Below are 17,004 nucleotides of genomic sequence, written 5' to 3' on the forward strand. Positions count from 1 at the left end.
CGGACCGCCGAGACATTCAGGTCGCCCGCGTCGCCCAACTCGACGTCGCGCGCGAGAAGTCAGCGAACATGCAACCTTTCACGCTGCCCGACTTCTACATGCCGCATCCGGCGCGCCTCAATCCGCACCTCGAAGGGGCGCGCGCGCATACCAAGGCCTGGTCCTACGAGATGGGTATCCTGGAGGAGAACCCGCAGGGAAAACCCATCTGGACCGAGCGCGACCTCGACGCGCACGATTACGCGCTGCTCTGCGCGTATACCCACCCCGACGCGCCCGCGCCCGAGCTCAATCTGATCACGGATTGGTATGTCTGGGTGTTCTTCTTCGACGACCATTTCCTCGAGATCTACAAGCGCACCAAGGACATGCGCGGCGCGAAGGCGTACCTCGACCGCCTGCCGCTCTTCATGCCCGTCGTGCCCACGGGCACGCCGCCGGAGCCGACGAACGTGGTCGAGCGCGCGCTCGCGGACCTCTGGGCGCGGACCGTCCCGCTCACCTCGGTCCACTGGCGCGAGCGCTTCCTCGTGGCGACGAAGAACCTGATGCTCGAATGCATGTGGGAGCTCGCCAATATCCAGGAGAACCGCGTCGCGAACCCGGTCGAATACATCGAGATGCGCCGCAAGGTCGGCGGCGCGCCCTGGTCGGCGGGCCTCGTCGAGATCGCCGTGGGCGCCGAGGTCCCGGCCGCCGTCGCCGCGACGCGCCCACTCGAGGTCCTGCGCGACACGTTCTCGGACGGCGTCCACCTGCGAAATGACCTGTTCTCGTACCAGCGGGAGGTCGAGGACGAGGGGGAGAACGCCAACTGCGTGCTCGTCCTCGAGCGTTTCCTCGGCGTGCCCACGCAAAGGGCGGCCGATCTGACGAACGAGATCCTGACGTCGCGGCTCCAGCAATTCGAGAACACGGCGCTCGTCGAGGTGCCGGCGCTCTGCGTGGAGCACGGGCTGACGCCGGCGCAGGCCCTCGACGTCGCCAAGTACGTGAAGGGGCTGCAGGATTGGCAGTCCGGCGGCCACGAATGGCACATGCGGTCGAGCCGCTACATGAACGAAAACGCGGACAAATCCGCGGGCGTCCCCGAGCTCGTCGGGGCGCCGACGGGGCTCGGCACCTCGGCGTTCCGGATCAGGCTCACGCCCGGCGCCCTGGGTTTGCAGCGGATCAAGACCCTCACCCACGCCCCGTTTCAGCCTGTGGGCAGGACGCCGCTCCCGAAGATCACCATGCCGTTCAAGCTCCGCTTGAGCCCGCATCTGCCCGCGGCGCGCCGGAACACCCTCGAGTGGGCCCGCAAGTTCGGGATGCTCGACGTGGTGCCGGGCATCTTCGGGTCCGGGATCTGGGACGAGCGCAGCTTCATCGGCTTCGATTTCCCCATCTGTGCCGCGGGCATTCACCCGGACGCGTCCCCGCACGAGCTCGACCTGAGCTCCGCCTGGCTGACGTGGGGGACGTACGGCGACGATTATTTCCCGCGCGTGTTCGGCGCGACGCGGGACATGGCGGGCGCGAAGCGGTTCAACGCCCGGCTCTCGATGTTCATGCCCCTCGACTGCGCGGGCGCCCCGGTGCCCGAGAACCCGGTGGAGAGCAGCCTGCTGGATCTCTGGATCCGTACGGCTTCCCCCATGTCGATGAACTCGCGCCAGTCGCTCCGCCGCAGCATCGAGACCATGACCGGGAGCTGGCTCTGGGAGCTCCTGAACCAGACCCAGAACCGGATCCCGGATCCGGTCGATTACGTCGAGATGCGCCGCAAGACGTTCGGCGCCGATCTCACGATGAGCCTGCCCAAGCTCGCGCTGGGCGATGTGGTCCCGGCCGAGCTCTTCCGCACGCGGACGATGCGAGGGCTCGACAACACCACGGCCGACGTGGGCGGGTGGATCAACGATCTCTACTCGTACCGCAAGGAGATCGAGTTCGAGGGCGAGCTCAATAACCTCGTGCTGGTCGCCGAGCGGTTCCTCGAATGCGACGCGCAGCGGGCCAAGGAGGTCGTCAATGACCTGATCACGGCGCGCGTGCTGGAGTTCGAGCACATCGTCGCGACCGAGCTGCCCCGCATCCTCGACGAATTCGACCTCGACAAGGCGGCGCGCGAGGCCGTGCTCGGATACGTCGAGAAGCAGCGATCGTACATGGCTGGCGTCCTCAACTGGCACGTCGTGACGAGCCGGTACGTGGACGCGGAGCTCGAGCGCCACCCGATCGAACGGGCGATCGAGGGCGCGCGTGGGTTTGGCGCCTCTGCGGCGCGTATCAGCAGTCTCTTCGGCGCCGGAAAAGCCGGCGCCGCGGCTCCTGCTGCGAAGGCGGATCTTTCAATGGGTACGGCGCGGTCCGTGCCGGTGAAGCACGGGCGGCCCTAGCCGTCCGGGAAAGAGGGACTCATGTCTATCACAGGTAATCTGGGTTCGATCGATCAGCACCAGACCAGCCTCGCGACGGCGGCCGCGAGGCAGCTCGCGACGACGACCAAGTCGGCGCCGCAGATGCAGGGCATCTCGTCGCGGTGGCTGGTCAAGCTCCTGCCGTGGGTGCACGTCAACGGCGTGTACCGCGTGAACCGCCGCCTGAGCTATGCGGTCGGCGACGGGCGGGTGACGTTCACCAACACCGGCGCGAAGATCCAGGTCATCCCGCAGGAGCTCGGCGAGCTGCCGCTCCTCCGCGGTTACGATGACGTCGAGGTCCTCACCGCGCTGGCGAGCCGCTTCGTGCAGCGTGAATACAAGCCGGGCGACGTCATCACCGAGCGCGGCAAGGAGGCCGATCACATCTGCCTCATCGCGCACGGCAAGGTCAACAAGATCGGCGCGGGCAAGTACGGCGACGAGACGGTGCTCGCGGTCCTCGCCGACGGCGACCATTACAGCTACCAGGCGCTCCTGGAGACGCAGGATTACTGGACGTTCACGGCCAAGGCCGTCACGGCGGTCACGGTGCTGACGCTCCAGCAGAACGTCTTCGAGGAGCTCGTCGCCCAGCACCCGTCGCTGAAGAAGCACCTCGACAACTTCAAGGCGCTCGCCACGAAGAAGCAGGACAACACGGGCGAGGCGGCGATCGAGATCGCGGCGGGCCACTCCGGCGAGCCCGTCCTCCCCGGCACGTTCGTCGATTACGAGACCTCGCCCCGCGAGTACGAGCTCAGCGTGGCGCAGACCGTGCTCCAGATCCACACGCGCGTCGCGGATCTGTTCAACGAGCCGATGAACCAGACGGAGCAGCAGCTCCGCCTGACCATCGAGGCCCTGAAGGAGACCCAGGAGCACGAGCTCATCAACAACCGCGAGTTCGGTCTCCTGCACAACGCCGACCTGAAGCAGCGGATCCACACCCACAGCGGCCCCCCGACGCCGGACGACATGGACGAGCTCCTCGCCACGGTCTGGAGGGAGCCGTCGTTCTTCCTCGCGCCCCCGCGGGCCATTGCGGCGTTCGGCCAGGAGTGCAGCCGCGTCGGCGTCTATCCGCAGAGCATCGAGGTGAACGGCCATCGCGTCCCGGCGTGGCGCGGCGTGCCGATCTTCCCGTGCAACAAGATCCCGGTCTCGGAGACGCGGACGACCTCGATCCTGCTCGTGCGCGCGGGCGAGAAGAACCAGGGCGTCATCGGCCTGCACCACGCCGGCATTCCGGACGAGGTCGAGCCGAGCCTCAACGTGCGCTTCATGGGGATCAACGACAAGGCCATCATGTCGTACCTCGTCAGCCTCTATTACTCGGCGGCCGTGCTGGTCCCCGACGCGCTCGGCGTCCTGGAGAGCGTCGAGATCGGACGCGCCCACGAGTGAACCTCGAGCGGTAGGCGCTCCGCGTGTGCCCCTGCAAACGCGGGGGATACGCGGAGCGCTCTGCTCTCCGAAGCGCGCAGAAGGAAAGGTACATCATGGCAGACGCCGAAATACCTGGGATCGGGAACGATGGTGAGCGTTCGAGCCTCGGGACGCTGGGGGCGCGAAAGCTCGCGACGACGACCAAGTCGCACCCGCAGATGCAGGGGATCACGCCCCGGTGGCTCTTGCATGTCTTGCCCTGGGTCGAGGTCACTGGCGGCACGTATCGCGTGAACCGCCGCCTGAGCTATGCCGTCGGCGACGGGCGGTTGAGCTTCAGCAACGTCGGGGCGAAGGTGCAGGTGGTCCCGCAGGAGCTCGGCGAATTGCCGCTCTTGCAAGGCTTCTCGGACGACGCCGTGCTCGACACCCTGGCGAGCCGGTTCATCCAGCGGGAGTACAAGCCCGGCGCGCTGATCGCCGAGCGCGGAAGACCAGCGGAGACGATCTTCCTGCTCGCGCACGGAAAGGCCCAGAAGCTCGGCGTGGGCAAGTACGGCGCCGACACGATCCTCGACGTCCTCGCGGATGGGGACCATTTCGGGGATCAGTCCGTCATCGAGTCGAACGACGTATGGGCCTATTCGGTCAGGGCCGTCACGCCGTGCATCGTGCTCGAGCTCCCGCAGCGCGTCTTCGAGGAGTTGATCTCGCGATCCCCGGCGCTCCACGCGCACGTCGAGTCGCTCAAGGAGCGGCTGAAGAAGCCGCAGGACAAGCTCGGACAGGCGGCGATCGCCCTCGCCGCCGGTCACAAGGGCGAGCACGCGCTCCCGGGGACGTTCGTCGATTATGAGACCGCGCCGCGTGAATACGAGCTCAGCGTCGCGCAGTCGATCCTCCGGCTCCACACGCGCGTCTCGGATCTCTTCAATGATCCGATGGATCAGCTCCAGGAGCAGCTCCGCCTGACCGTCCAGGCCCTGCGCGAGCGGCAGGAGTACGAGCTCATCAACAACCGTGATTTCGGCCTCCTGCACAACGCCGACCTGAAGCAGCGCCTCCATCCTCGGAGCGGCCCCCCGACGCCCGACGACATGGACGAGATCCTCTGCCGGCGCCGCAAGTCGCAGTTTTTCCTGGCGCACCCGCGCACGATCGCCGCCTTCCACCGGGAGTGCAGTCGCCGCGGCGTCTACCCGACCACCGTCGAGCTCTCCGGCGTGCAGGTCGCGGCGTGGCGCGGCGTCCCGATCCTGCCTTGCGACAAGATCCCCATCAACGAGGACAAGACGAGCTCCATCCTCGTCATGCGCACGGGGCAGGAGCATCAGGGCGTCATCGGCCTCCACCGCACGGGCCTCCCCGAGGAGATCGAGCCCGGTGTCTCCGCCCGCAGGATGGAGACCGACGGAAAGGCCATTACGTCGTACCTTGTGAGCACCTATTACTCCGCCGCGGTGCTGGTGCCCGACGCTCTCGGCGTCCTTGAGAACGTCCAGATCGGGCGGTAGCCTCGACCGCATCGATGACTCTGCATCTCGACCTGCTCCTCCACAACCTCGTCGCGCTGTGCATCGCGATCGTGGCGCTCCTGCTCCTCTCGGAGCTCGTGGTCAGGCTGATCCATCGGGGCTACGCCTTCGTCTTGCGCTCGCCGACGCTGGAGCACGTCACGGCCGACGAGCGCAGGTCGTTCCGGCGTCGCGTCCGTCGCCGCGCGCTCGTCTGGGTCGCGCTCGTCGGGGTCGTGCTCGTGGGCGGCGCGGCGTTCGCCGTGGTCCGCGGGATTCGCGCCCTCGACGTGGCGAAGCGCGCGCTCGTCGGGCTCGTCGGAGACGAGCCCGCGCTCGCCAAGATGCGGTTGCTCACCGCGCTCGGCATCGCCGTCGGCGCGCTCTTCGTCGACGCCCTCGCCCGGGGGCTCGCCGATGGGCTGGGGAAGGCGGTCGCGCGCTCGGACTGGCTGGCGAAGCGGCGCGAGCCGGTCGCAGAGGTCACGATACGCCTGCGCAAGGCGCTCCGCGTGATTGTCCTCGGCGCCGCCGCGGTCCTCCTCGCCGAGAAGCTCGCGCTCGCGCCGGGGACCCAGCGCGCCGTATTGCTCGCCAGCTACACGCTGGGCGCGTTTTACGTGAGCCGCCTCGCGACCGGGATCGGATACCTCCTCCTCGACGTCATCTTCGACAACTCCACGAGGCTCGCCCATCTCGAGAGCCCGCTCAGGTACCTCGGGAACCTGTCGCACCTGCTCGGGATCACGAAGCGCGTCGTCGATTATTGCGTGTACATCACGGCGGCGACGTGGGTCGCGGACGCGCTCACGCCCGACACGTGGCTCTCGCAGGCGGGGCGGGTCGGGCTCCGGATCATCGCGATCGTTTATGCCAGCCGGGTCCTCGTCGAGATCTGCGTGCTCCTCATCAACGACCTCTTCCTCGGGAAGGTGGCGGAGGAGAACCCCCAGACGCTCCAGCAACGAAAGACCCTGGTCCCCGTGGCCATGGGCTTCGTGCGGTACGCGATTTACTTCTCGGCTCTCGTGCTGGGGCTGCGCGAGGCTTCCATCGATCCCACGCCGCTGCTCGCCGGCGCCGGCGTCATCGGCGTGGCCATCGGCTTCGGCGCGCAGACGTTCGTGGGGGACATCGTGGCCGGCTTCTTCATCCTCTTCGAGAACCTGCTCCTCGTCGGGGATCTCGTGGAGATCGGCGGCATCCAGGGGCGCGTGGAGGAGATCGGCGTTCGTATCACGAAGATCCGCGACGAGATCGGCGTGCTCCATTCGATCCCGAACGGCGAGGTGCGCAAGGTCGCGAACCATTCGCGATCCTACGTGAACGCGGTGGTCGACGTGCACGTGCCTTACGAGGAGGACGTGCAGCGGGTGCGTGAGCTCCTCGCGAGGGTCGCCGAAAAGGAGGTCGAGCTGCAGACGGGCGCTCCGGGGCAGGTGGAAGTCGGCGTGGAGGAGCTCAACGAGGGATCGATCGTCCTGCGTATCAGCGCGCGCGTGCCGCCCGGCAAGAACAAGGAAGTGAACGATGCGCTGCGCGGCCGCGTCGTCGAGGAGCTTTGCAAAGCTCAGGTCAGCGCGCCGCGCCCGCGTCGAGCCGTCCTCATCGACAGCACGCTTTCCGTCAAGAACCCGCCCAGGCGAGAGATCGAGGAATCCGCGCCCGTCACGCCTTTCTCGCCCACGAGCGACGACTGACGAGCGGTTCGTCCCGTGGCCCCACGAGTTCTAGGAAGAAACGAGGAGGACAAGGATGCCCACCATTGCAATCGTCGGCGCCGGCGTGGCCGGCCTGCACCTCGCGCTGCACCTCCAGAAGGAGGGCCTCGACGTGAGCCTCTACGAGGAGCGCACGCCGGACGAGATCCGGACGGGGCGCCTGCCCAGCACCGTCGGGCTCTCCCCGCCGACCCGGGCGCGCCAGCGGGCGCTCGGCGTCGCGCACTGGGAGGGGCCCGAACATGCCACCAGGACCATCCGGATCCGCGTGGCGGCCGCGCCGGCGCTCGACTTCGTCGGTCGCCTCGCGGATCAAGCGCTCTTCATCGACATGCGCGTCTATCTGCCCCAGCTGCTCGAGGACTTCGTCGCGCGGGGCGGCCGCGTGGTGAGGGCCTCGCTCGACGCGGCCGGCGTCCGCGGCCTCGCCGCCGGACACGACCTCGTGGTCGTCGCCACGGGCCGGGCGGGCCTCACGGAGCTCTTCTCGAAGGTCCCCGAGCGAAGCCCGCACGCCGCGCCCATGCGGCGGCTCTTCGCGGGCATCGTCCGAGGGCTCCGCATGCCGCCCGGGCCGATGGAGTTCATGTTCCAGCTCTCCCCGGGGCACGGCGAGATCTTCGAGAACCAGTACATCACGCTCGGCGGGATCGCGCCCTCGCTGCTCATCGAGGCGATCCCCGGCGGCGCGCTCGAGCCGATCACGCGGATGCGCTACGAGGACGATCCGGCGCGGTTCGACGCGGCGCTGCTCGACGCGGTGCTCGCGCACGCGCCGCTCACGGCCGAGCGCGTCGATCGGGCGAGCTTCGGCCTCACCGGCCCGCGCGACTACCTGACCGGCGCCGTGACGCCGGTGGTGCGGCGCGCGTACGCGCCCCTCGGCGGCGAGAGGTTCGCGCTCGCGCTGGGCGATCTCCACATCACGTACGATCCGATCACGGGCCAGGGCGCGAACATGGCCACGCTCGCGGCGTCGCTGGCCGCCGAGCAGATCGCCGGGCAGGCGGCCGCCGGCGCCGCGTTCGACGAGGCGTTCTGCGCGGACCTGGAGGATCGCCTCTGGAACGCGCTCCGGCCGGCCACGGAGTGGACGAACGCCTTCCTCCTGCCGCCGCCGGACCACGCGCTGGCCCTCCTCGCCGCGGCCGCGCGCAGCCAGCCGGTGGCCGACGCGTTCGCCACGAACTTCTCGTACCCGGAGCGCCAGTGGGCGATCCTCTCGTCGCCCGAGGCGACGGCCAGCTTCATCGCGAGCCACGCCTGACGATCAGCTGAAGCGCGCCCGGATCGGCGCCGGGCTCTCGCAGATCGGGCACGCGTCCGCGCGCTCGGCGATCTTGCCGCAGTCCTTGCAGTCGACGCGATAGCCGTGGAAGCCGGGGTCGTGCAGCTCGACGCTCGTCTGCGCCCTGTCCGCGCGCTTTCCTTCGTACTTCACGCGCATCGGCACGAACGCGATATAGCGCACCTCGATGTGCTCGCACCGCGAGCACCGCTCCGGCACGGCGTACGTGTTGGTCGTCGTGAGCCCGCGCGCGAGGCCGCCTCCGGCGTGGCACCGGGGGCAGCGGTCGTCGGTGAACAGGAGGTGCTGGCACGCGCCGCACGTGATCTCGTACAGCCCGTCGACGAACATCTCGCCTTTGTAGACCCACTTGACCGGCCCGACGGGCTCGCCCTCCATGAGCGGCACGAGCCCGTCGACATACGAGCGTAGGTTGAGCTGTCGTCCCCCGCACGCGGGACACCCCGCCTCGACCATCTCGGCAAACGCGCGTTCGGAGAGCCTGCTCATGATCGTCGCCTTCTAGCACGCCTCGGCTGCGGGAGGACCGAAATGGCCGGGCCGCGCCTGCCACGCCAGCGCCGGCCATTGCGGGCGCTCGCGTCGCGCTGGAGGGGCCAGCCTCCACAGATGGAGGCCCCGGCCTCCAGGGCATGGCCTCCGAGCGGGGCCCGGACCATTCCAACAGGCGCCCGGCATCACGCGAAGCCGGCGCTCGCTCCACGACCAAGCGCTGCGAACCCGGGGATATGCCGCCCAGCGCGCGGCCTCCGGCGGCGCGGCGCCGGGCCGCCCAGGCGTGCCTTCGGCGCATGGCCTGACGATTGCAATTCCGTAGAACTGTCGAACCGTTAATCCGTAGCTCGCACGGTCGGTCAGGCGATTCCCACCATGACGTCGAGGGGTGGGAAGAGCGCCTGCCCAGCATCCATGTCGCGCTCGCGTTAGACCAGCGCGCAGGCCTGCCGACGCGGAGGCGCTGCGACCGTGTGCGCCGTCGAGAGGGCGAGAGCGCCCGAGCACGAACCGAACCCGAGGTGAACCATGTCGTCGGTCTCCATCAGAACAACGATGATCTTCATTCTCATCGGCGCGGCCGCGGGCTGCGCCGTGCCCGCCGAGAAGGACGCGCCGGAGGAGACGGCGGTCGAGTCGCAGGCGGTCGAGTGCAGCAAGGAGTGCATCCTGGCGATGGTGAACAGGCAGCTCTCGCTGATGGGCGAGTTCGGGAACGAGGAGGAGTTCGTCCGTGCGCTCCGGGAGCTCGTGGCCGTCGGCCCGGCGGTCGTCCCCGTGGTCGCCGAGGTCTACAAGGCGTGGTCGGTCTCGGTCCCGCCGGACAAGGCCGAGTCGGCGAGGCCCGGCGAGATGCGCTGGCGGGCGGCTCACCTCCTTGGCCTGCTCGGCTCGCGCGACGGCATCAAGCCGCTGAACGAGATCGCCACGACGAAGCTCCCCGACCCCGAGGTCGACGAGCAGCTCTTCGCGGATGAATACCGCGTTCGCCTGCGCGCGATCGCCGGGCTCGAGGCGCTCGGCGCCGCGGAGCAGCTGAAGGCCATCTACTCCGCCGGCGACCTCCTGCGCAACCCGGCGGCGGCGAGCCTCTACGCCCTCGGGATCGACGTCGGCGGGATCCAGCTGATCGACGCGCGCAAGGCGCTCGCGGAGGACGTCGCCGACGCCAAGGATTACAACCCGAACAACGGTCGACCGGCGCAGCCGGAGAAGCCCGGATCACGGGCGTTCAAGGTGGCTCCTCGGACCGACACGCCTGCCATCACTCGTTGAGGGATCGATCATGAAAAGCACGATCAGCGCCATTCTTGCGTCTTGTTTGCTCCTCGGCGTCGCCTCCGAGGCCCGCGCCGACACCTGCGACACCGTGCGGGGGACCGATCCCGGGGTGATGACGAGCTTCTGGTGCACGCAGCCGTGGATCGACTTCTACTGGGATGCGTACGACTTCGACAAGGGGGACTGGGACGACGGCTTCGGCTGGGAGGCCGCGTGCGACCGGAGGCGGCCGCTGGCGCGCACGTTCCAGGCGATCCAGCTCCTCAACTATGCGTCGCCGAACGAGCCGCTCAAGACGAACGACTTCAACGGCAACATCCTGCGCTGGGGCGGCAACTACACCATTCGTGAGTTCGACGAGCTGGACGCGCGGTGCGGGGACGGGTCGAAGCGGGCGTACACGACCTGGGGCGGGTTCGATGACTACACGGAGCTCTACATCCCGTTCTTCTACAACGAGAACGTCGTGGAGCGCGCCGGGACGTTGATCCACGAGTCGCGGCACGCGGACTGGTGCGGCCACAGCGGCAACGACGGCAGCAACAAGTGCCCTGCCAAGAGCGAGTCGTGCGACGAGAAGTACCTGGATGGGTGCTCCGGGATCGGATCGCCCAGCGGGCGGGGCGCGGACGGCTACCAGGTCCTGTGGCTGTGGTGGTACGCTTTCGAGGCCGACGCGCAGCACAGCTCGTCGACGATGAAGGCCTTCGCGAGGGACGAGGCGAACCGGATCCTGAACACGATGTTCGACGTCAATCCCTGCTTCAACATCACGAGCAATGGCAGCAAGATCATCACGTGTTAGGAGGGCGGCGCTCGGCGCCTTCCTGTGGGGCGCGCTGTGCCTCGCGGGGTGCGCCGGGCACCCCGGCTCGGACATCCCGCCGGCGCCCTGGGCGCAGCTCGAGGTGAACCGCGGCGCGGGCGAGGAGACCGTCGTCTGGATCGAGCTGAGCGGCACGTTCGACGGGCACCAGGGGAAGGCGGCGCTCCGCGGACAGCTCAGCGCCGAGCAGATCTCGGGTCTTCGAGGGCTGTTCCGGGACGAGCGGCTCGCGATCTACCGGAGCGACGCGCTGCCCGCCGACGGCAGCGTCGACCTCGCGGGCACCGCCGAGCGGCCGATCTTCCGCGTCGTGGTGCGCGAGGAGAGCGACGCGATCCGGGCGGGCTCCGAGAAGCTCTCGGCGTATTTCGCCGAGGGGGCGCAGCGCGCCGAGACGACCGAGATGCTGCGGGAGGTCAAGGCGATCCTCGCCGCGGCGGCGCCGGCTCCCTAGCGCTGCCTCAGGGGCTGCGTCACTCCTCCCGGATCAGCGCCTCGATCGCCTCGAAGACGCGCGGCACGACGGGCAGGTCCGGATCGGTGTACGCCGCGGCCTGCGACTCGTTCGACAGCGTCGCCTCCTTGAGCGTGTGGCTCATTCCCTCGACGATGACGAGCGTCGCGTCCGGCCGCGCCTCCGCGAGCCGCTCCGCGTCCTCGACCTTGGTCTGGAGATCGGTCGTCCCTTGCAGGAGGAGGATCGGCGCCGTCACGGCCGCGAGCTCCACCGCGGGGTCGTGCTTCATCCAGGAGATGATGAACGGCTGCACGCTCGGCCGGAACAGGCTCATGAACAGCCGGGTTTGCGGGATGTCCGCGACGAGCTCTCCGGCCTCGAGCTGGCCGAGGATCGCGTCTGCCTTCTCGCGATCCTCGTTCGGAAGGCCCTCGAGCTGCTCGCGCAGGACGTCGCCGATGGGCCTGCCGGCGCCGGCGATCGAGACGAAGCCGTCGATCGCGGTCTCCCGGGCGAGCAGCATCCCGAGCAGCGAGCCCTCGCTGTGCCCCACCACCGTGATCGTCGCGAAGCGCCCGTCCTCGCGGAGCTTCTTCACCCACAGGCCGGCGTCGTCGGCGCCCATCTCGAAGAGCAGCTCCTGCTCCGTCGGGGGGGCCGCGGAGACGCTCGCGCCGATGCCGGCCTTGTCGTAGCGAATCGACGCGATGCCCCTGTCCCGGAGTCCATCCGCAAGGAGCCTGTACGTGTCCGGCTCGATGTCCGCGGCGAGCTGATTGCCGTCCCGGTCGGTCGGCCCCGACCCGGGGATGATCACGACAGCAGGGAACGGCCCGCACCCGGCTGGCACCACGAGCGTGCCAGACAGCGTGCCCCGCGCGTTCTCGACAGTGATCTTGGCGCTGGCCGCCTCCGGACACTCCGGCGCGTCCGGCGTCGTCGGCACCTCGGTGTCATCAGGGTGCGCGTCGCTCCCGCCGGCGGACGAAGCGCGCTCTCCGGCGCCGCAGCCCGCGCCGAGGGGCGACCACGCGAGCGCGGCGACACACGAGACGGCGAGCGCTGCGCGGCGCGCCGGGACCACGAGACACGATCGAAATGACATGACGAGCCCTCCGAGCATGAGAGAGAGGTGCAGCGCCGCCCGGGGCGCACCGATGCGCCCTCGCGGTCGCGCGAGCACCGCAGAGCGCGCCGCGCGAGCCGGGCGGCGCACCGGGGAGATCGATGACTCAGCCGAGGTGCGCGAGCGCGACCTTCGAGAGGATCTCCGACAGGAGCACGAGGCCGATGAGCCCCGCGATCAGAGGCGCGCCGCGCAGGCCGGAGGCGTTCCTGAAGCCCCGAACGAGGAGCGCCAAGGACCACACGAGACACACCGTTCCGACGATGGCGATGACGGCCAGCTCGGGCGTGAATGCGGGCACGCCCGCCGGCAGCCGCGGGGCGAGCAGGCCGAGCGCGGCGGCGGCGAGCGCGATCGGCGCGCGCGACAGGCCGATCACGCCGAGAAAATCGATGAGCCGCACGCGGCGCCGCAGCAGCCGCGCATACGTCCAGAAGAGCAGGGCGGGCAACGGCCACGCGACGACCTGCTCGAGGAGCGCCGTCCGGTACGAGATGACGGCGGGCGCCGCGTGCAGGTCGAGGAAGCCGTCAAAGCGGACTCCGAGCCTCGTGAGGGCGACGTTCAGCGCGGCGACGGCGAGCCCCGCCGCGGCGGCGGCGCCCCCGCCGAAGCGCTCGAACGGATTCAGCGCGAGCCGCCATCCGCGCTGGGGAGGCCGCGGCGACATCGTGGCCAGCAGCCGCTCGCCTTCCGCGGGGTTGATGACGTTGTCGCGCACGAGCGCGCGCACTCTCTCGTCGGGCGTGGTCATCATCATAATCCCACCTTGCGCAGAGCCTCCTCGGCCTCCTTCGCGGAGAGCCGCCCCTTCTCGAGCGCATCCAGGATCTCGTGCCGGCGCCGCGCGACGCCCTGCTCCAGCGCATCGAGCCGGCCGATGATCTCGTCGAGCCGATTTCGCACGGTCGGATAGCTGATCTGAAGGACCTGAGCCATCGCCTTCAGGCTGCCTGACGAGCGCACGAACGCGGTCACGAAGGCGAGATCGTCCGGCGACAGCTGGAGCAGCGCGGGGATCTCGAACTGGCCGTCCAGGTTGGTTCCGCAGCTCTGGCAGCCGAGCCGCGTCGCGCGCAGCTCCCCATCACAGCTAGGGCATCTGACGACAAATCTTGCCACGGGATGAGCTTAATATCCTCACCGAGGTCAATATTGTCAATGTTGAGATGATGAAAATTGATCCGAAAATCAATTTTGTTTAAGAACCGCCCCTGTCATGTGTTCGGCGCGGCTCTGGCCCGCCCGGGGCGCTGCGGCTCGCGCCGCTCGCGACGGCTCAGCGCCGCTCGCGACGGCTCAGCGCCGCTCGCGCCGCCGCGCGAACGCGAGCGCCGCGATGAGGCCGAGGCCGGTGAGGGCCATGGGCGTGGGGGCCGCGGGCGAGCCGGCGGCGCGGCAGCTGCAGCCGCCGTCGTCGCCCTCGTCGGCCTCCACCTCGTCCGTGCCGCCGGTCCCCGCGCTGGTGGAGCCGGCGCCGGAAGAGGCGGAGGAGGAGCTCGAAGCGCTGGGGCCGGGGGCCACGTCGCCGCCCGCGCCGTCGCTGCTGCCGCTGCCGCCCGCAGCGTCGCCGCCCGCGCCCACGGTGCTCCCGGTCCCGCCGGAGCCGCCTTCGCCGCCGGAGCCGCCGGCGCCGCCCGCGCCACCGGCGCCGCCTTCCCCGGAGGAGGGCAGCGCAGGGCGGACGTCGTCGAGGGTGTCCCCCTCCACGGCGTCATCGAGGACGATGACGGGGCTGTCGGTGAACTCGGACGGGTTGCGCAGCAGGCCGATCTGCGTGAAGTGCGCGTTGTTGTCGGCGAGCGTCTGCGCCTTCCCGCCGGTGACGACCTGCTTGCCGTCGAACCACACGTCGACGGAGCCCTGGCTCGAATTCGTCGACCACCGGATGTGCAGCGCGATGCGGTGCCACACGCCGGGCGTCACCGCGCCGTCCGCCTCCCAGTGCACCTTGTTGTCGGGCTTGCGGGTGGCGAAGCTGATGTGCTGTCCGACGACCTCGAACGACATCATCTGGTTGTAGCTATTTTCGGACTCCCAGTATCCGATCTGCGTCGGCGGGTCGGCCGCGAGCGCCTCGGGGAGATAGAAGCTCCAGGCGAAGTAGGTCTGGGCGCCCTCGGCCGTTCGCCCGGCGGCCGGCTTGTGGTTCAGCTCGACGCGCTTGATGCCGTTCGACCACCTCGCGTCGTTGGTGAGCTGGACCTTCCCGGCCCTCGTGCCCTGAAGGACAGGCGACGTCACCACGGAGATGTGCTCGCCGTTCAGGGTCGTGTTCCACTGGTTCAGATTGCCCGTCTCGAAGTCTCCGGTCCAGACCGGCGCCGCGGAGGCGCCCGCGGTGAGCGTCGTCGCCAGCGCGGCTGCGGCCAGGGTGGAGAGCGAGCGGCGAGGTCGCCGCCCGAGGAGCGCTCGGCAGGGGGCGAGCGGGGATCGATGTGGGGTAAGGAGATCGGTAGAAGTCATGGCGGGATTCGACGCGTGTTCCGGCCGGCAGTCAACCGAGAAGCCGCGCGTCGCCGCCGACGCGGCGCGGCTCCTCGGTCTCTCCAGCGCGCCCTCCAGCGCGTTGCGGGGGGAGCGCGGCCGTCATCGGTTCAGGCGGAGAGCTCGATCCAGAGCGCCCGAGTCTCGTTCGACCGGAGGTGGATGAGGCGCTCTCCGGTGTTGAGGGCGTCGCCGGGGCAGGTCCAGGGCTCGAGGCAGACGAAGTCCTTGCCTTGCAAGGTCCACACGACCCAGTGGGTGAACTCGGGCGAGCCGCGGACGGCGATGCGCACCCCCGGGGTGCCCTCGATCGACAGCGAGCTCTCGGTGGAGCCGTGATCGAGCAGGTGGAGGTCGACCTCGGGCCGGGTCAGGTCGAAGCCGGAGAAGGGCGCTTCCCGCTTCGTGGTGTTGTCGAACGCGCGCGTCGCCCGCGTCTCGATCGAGGTCCGGGCCTTGTCCGCCTGCGAGACGGCGAAGTAGGGGTGAAACCCGGCGCCGAAGGGCATGGGCGGGGCGCCTGCGCCTGTCTCGTTGGTGATGCGCAGATCGATGCGGAGCGCCCTGCCGAGCAGCGTGTAAGTGAACTCGGCGCGGAAATCCCAGGGGTACTGGGCGCGCGTCGTCTCGCTCGACCGGAGGACGAGGCGCGCGTATGCGCCGCCCGACTCGAGGGTGCCATGGTCGTCGAGCGACCACGGCAGGGTGCGGGCGAAGCCGTGCTGGCGCATCTGGCCCGCTGCTCCGGCGGCGGACCAGGCGTCGCCGGCGAGCTTGCCGGGGGAGGGGAAGAGCACGGGGTTGCCGCCGCGCACGTTGGCGCTGCGATCCTCGAAGGTGGCGCGATCGAGGTAGAGCAGCTCGCGCCCGCCGAGGGCCAGCTCCGTCAGGATGCCGCCGCGCGCCGGCGCCAGCACGGCGCGGCTCGCCGAGCCGCCGTCGACGAGCTCCACCGTGGGGATCGCGCCTTCGATTTGCTTCACGCTGAACATGACACCTCCGGTCTCTTCAGTTGCTTCGCAGCCACTCGAGCAGCCCGACGATCAGCGCGAGCGCCGCGATGGGCAGCGCGATCCACCCGAGGACCGTCGCCCAGCCGCGGCGGAGGGAGCGGCCGCCGCGATCCTCGCACGCGAGGCAGATCGCCCAGACGCGCGCGCCGCCCTCCGTGAGCACGCAGCAGTCGCCGCACACGGGCGCGCCGCAGCGCGCGCACGGCCCCGCCGCCTCGGCGCCGCAGCGCGTGCAGCGCGCGACGGCCCCGCCGCCGCCGTCGTGGAAGATCAGGCCGCCGGACATGGGGCTGCGCCCTTCGGCGGCGGAGACGAGCGCGTCGATGACCGCGGGCGCGCGTGAACAGGGGGCTCCTCGTGGACGGGCACGGACGTCTCCTCCGCCGCGATTCTGCAAGCTTTGGGGGCTCGAGACAACGCTGGAGACCGCGGGGCGCGCCGGGCCCTCGACACGGTACGCCGGGACAGGAAGTCCTGGGTCGTGTGGCAAGAGAACGGCAGGAGGCCGGATGTGGTGATCGAGCTCCTGTCGGAGAGCACGGAGTCGATCGACCGCGGCGAGAAGATGCGCATCTATGCGAAGGTGCTGCGCGTGCCGGAGTACTTTCTGTTCGATCCGATGAAGAACACCCTGGAAGGATATCTGCTCGACATCGCCTCTCGGGCCTACGAGCCGATGGCCTTGAGCGCGGAGGGTGAGCTGGCAAGCCAGCAGCTCGGTCTGCGCCTCGGCGTGCGGGATGGCTTGTACCTGGGCAGCAAAGGGAGATGGCTCCGGTGGCTCGACGCCGAGGGACGCGTGCTTCCGGCGGCGGAGGAGCAGGCCCGAGCGGCGGAGGAGCGGTCCCAGGCGCTTGCGGAGAAGCTTGCAGCTTACGAGAAGCGCTTCGGACCGCTCACGTGAGGTCCACTCACGCGAGGTCGGTCCGATCGGGCGGCTTCGGCGATGATGGGGGACCTCGCTCAGCGCAGCCCGCTGCC

At 69.5% G+C, this 17,004-nt stretch carries 16 protein-coding genes; 9 read left to right on the forward strand and 7 right to left on the reverse strand.

Annotated elements, in window-relative coordinates; genetic code table 11:
* The first annotated feature begins 68 nt into the window (after positions 1-68).
* The 5 genes from WMF29_RS07550 (at position 69) to WMF29_RS07570 (ending at position 8,296) form a co-directional block, all read left to right on the forward strand.
* Positions 69-2,384, forward strand: coding sequence for a family 2 encapsulin nanocompartment cargo protein terpene cyclase (locus WMF29_RS07550; RefSeq protein WP_437328193.1), 2,316 nt, complete (start codon positions 69-71; stop codon positions 2,382-2,384).
* Positions 2,385-2,405: 21 nt separating this feature from the next.
* The gene (locus tag WMF29_RS07555; protein ID WP_437328194.1) at positions 2,406-3,812 is read left to right on the forward strand and encodes a family 2B encapsulin nanocompartment shell protein; all 1,407 of its coding nucleotides are present in this window, start codon (positions 2,406-2,408) and stop codon (positions 3,810-3,812) included.
* Between the two features lie 95 nt (positions 3,813-3,907).
* Complete coding sequence (locus WMF29_RS07560) at positions 3,908-5,308, forward strand: family 2B encapsulin nanocompartment shell protein (RefSeq protein ID WP_437328195.1); 1,401 nt, start codon at positions 3,908-3,910, stop codon at positions 5,306-5,308.
* A 14-nt stretch (positions 5,309-5,322) separates the two neighbouring features.
* The gene (locus WMF29_RS07565; protein WP_437328196.1) at positions 5,323-7,008 is read left to right on the forward strand and encodes a mechanosensitive ion channel family protein; all 1,686 of its coding nucleotides are present in this window, start codon (positions 5,323-5,325) and stop codon (positions 7,006-7,008) included.
* 55 nt (positions 7,009-7,063) lie between these two features.
* Positions 7,064-8,296 (forward strand): styrene monooxygenase/indole monooxygenase family protein, encoded by a 1,233-nt coding sequence (locus WMF29_RS07570; protein ID WP_437328197.1) that lies wholly within the window; start codon positions 7,064-7,066, stop codon positions 8,294-8,296.
* Between the two features lie 3 nt (positions 8,297-8,299).
* Here the strand turns inward: WMF29_RS07570 and WMF29_RS07575 are convergent, their stop codons facing one another.
* Entirely contained in the window at positions 8,300-8,827 is a 528-nt protein-coding gene (locus WMF29_RS07575; protein ID WP_437328198.1) for a hypothetical protein, read from the reverse strand.
* A 561-nt stretch (positions 8,828-9,388) separates the two neighbouring features.
* On the opposite strand from WMF29_RS07575, the gene WMF29_RS07580 reads away from it, so the two are divergent.
* Genes WMF29_RS07580 through WMF29_RS07590 form a run of 3 tightly spaced genes read left to right on the forward strand, consistent with a single transcriptional unit; the run spans position 9,389 to position 11,394 of the window.
* Positions 9,389-10,108 (forward strand): hypothetical protein, encoded by a 720-nt coding sequence (locus WMF29_RS07580; RefSeq protein WP_437328199.1) that lies wholly within the window; start codon positions 9,389-9,391, stop codon positions 10,106-10,108.
* A gap of 10 nt (positions 10,109-10,118) precedes the next feature.
* Positions 10,119-10,919: a hypothetical protein gene (locus tag WMF29_RS07585; RefSeq protein ID WP_437328200.1), complete on the forward strand. Its 801-nt coding sequence runs from the start codon at positions 10,119-10,121 to the stop codon at positions 10,917-10,919.
* On the forward strand, positions 10,894-11,394 hold the full coding sequence (locus WMF29_RS07590; protein ID WP_437328201.1) for a hypothetical protein: 501 nt from the start codon (positions 10,894-10,896) through the stop codon (positions 11,392-11,394). Before WMF29_RS07585 ends, WMF29_RS07590 begins: the two co-directional genes overlap by 26 nt.
* Positions 11,395-11,413: 19 nt before the next feature.
* On the opposite strand, the gene WMF29_RS07595 is transcribed toward WMF29_RS07590, so the two are convergent.
* The 6 genes from WMF29_RS07595 to WMF29_RS07620 form a co-directional block, all read right to left on the reverse strand.
* Complete coding sequence (locus WMF29_RS07595) at positions 11,414-12,502, reverse strand: alpha/beta hydrolase (protein WP_437328202.1); 1,089 nt, start codon at positions 12,500-12,502, stop codon at positions 11,414-11,416.
* 127 nt (positions 12,503-12,629) lie between these two features.
* Complete coding sequence (locus tag WMF29_RS07600; RefSeq protein ID WP_437328203.1) at positions 12,630-13,283, reverse strand: YIP1 family protein; 654 nt, start codon at positions 13,281-13,283, stop codon at positions 12,630-12,632.
* Positions 13,280-13,645 carry a DUF2089 domain-containing protein gene (locus WMF29_RS07605; RefSeq protein WP_272101125.1) on the reverse strand — a complete coding sequence of 122 codons (366 nt, stop codon included), beginning with the start codon at positions 13,643-13,645 and terminating at the stop codon, positions 13,280-13,282. Before WMF29_RS07605 ends, WMF29_RS07600 begins: the two co-directional genes overlap by 4 nt.
* Before the next feature lie 177 nt (positions 13,646-13,822).
* Entirely contained in the window at positions 13,823-14,989 is a 1,167-nt protein-coding gene (locus WMF29_RS07610) for a heparin lyase I family protein (protein ID WP_437328204.1), read from the reverse strand.
* A gap of 131 nt (positions 14,990-15,120) precedes the next feature.
* Positions 15,121-16,002, reverse strand: a complete 882-nt coding sequence (locus WMF29_RS07615) for a galactose mutarotase (RefSeq protein ID WP_437328205.1) — start codon at positions 16,000-16,002, stop codon at positions 15,121-15,123.
* Between the two features lie 16 nt (positions 16,003-16,018).
* Positions 16,019-16,309 carry a hypothetical protein gene (locus tag WMF29_RS07620; protein ID WP_437328206.1) on the reverse strand — a complete coding sequence of 97 codons (291 nt, stop codon included), beginning with the start codon at positions 16,307-16,309 and terminating at the stop codon, positions 16,019-16,021.
* 114 nt (positions 16,310-16,423) lie between these two features.
* Between WMF29_RS07620 and WMF29_RS07625 the strand changes: the two genes are divergently transcribed.
* Entirely contained in the window at positions 16,424-16,927 is a 504-nt protein-coding gene (locus WMF29_RS07625; RefSeq protein WP_437328207.1) for a Uma2 family endonuclease, read from the forward strand.
* Positions 16,928-17,004 lie beyond the last annotated feature (77 nt).

The sequence above is a fragment of the Sorangium sp. So ce381 genome, from assembly GCF_051473845.1.
In the GTDB taxonomy this organism is placed as follows: domain Bacteria; phylum Myxococcota_A; class Polyangia; order Polyangiales; family Polyangiaceae; genus Sorangium; species Sorangium atrum.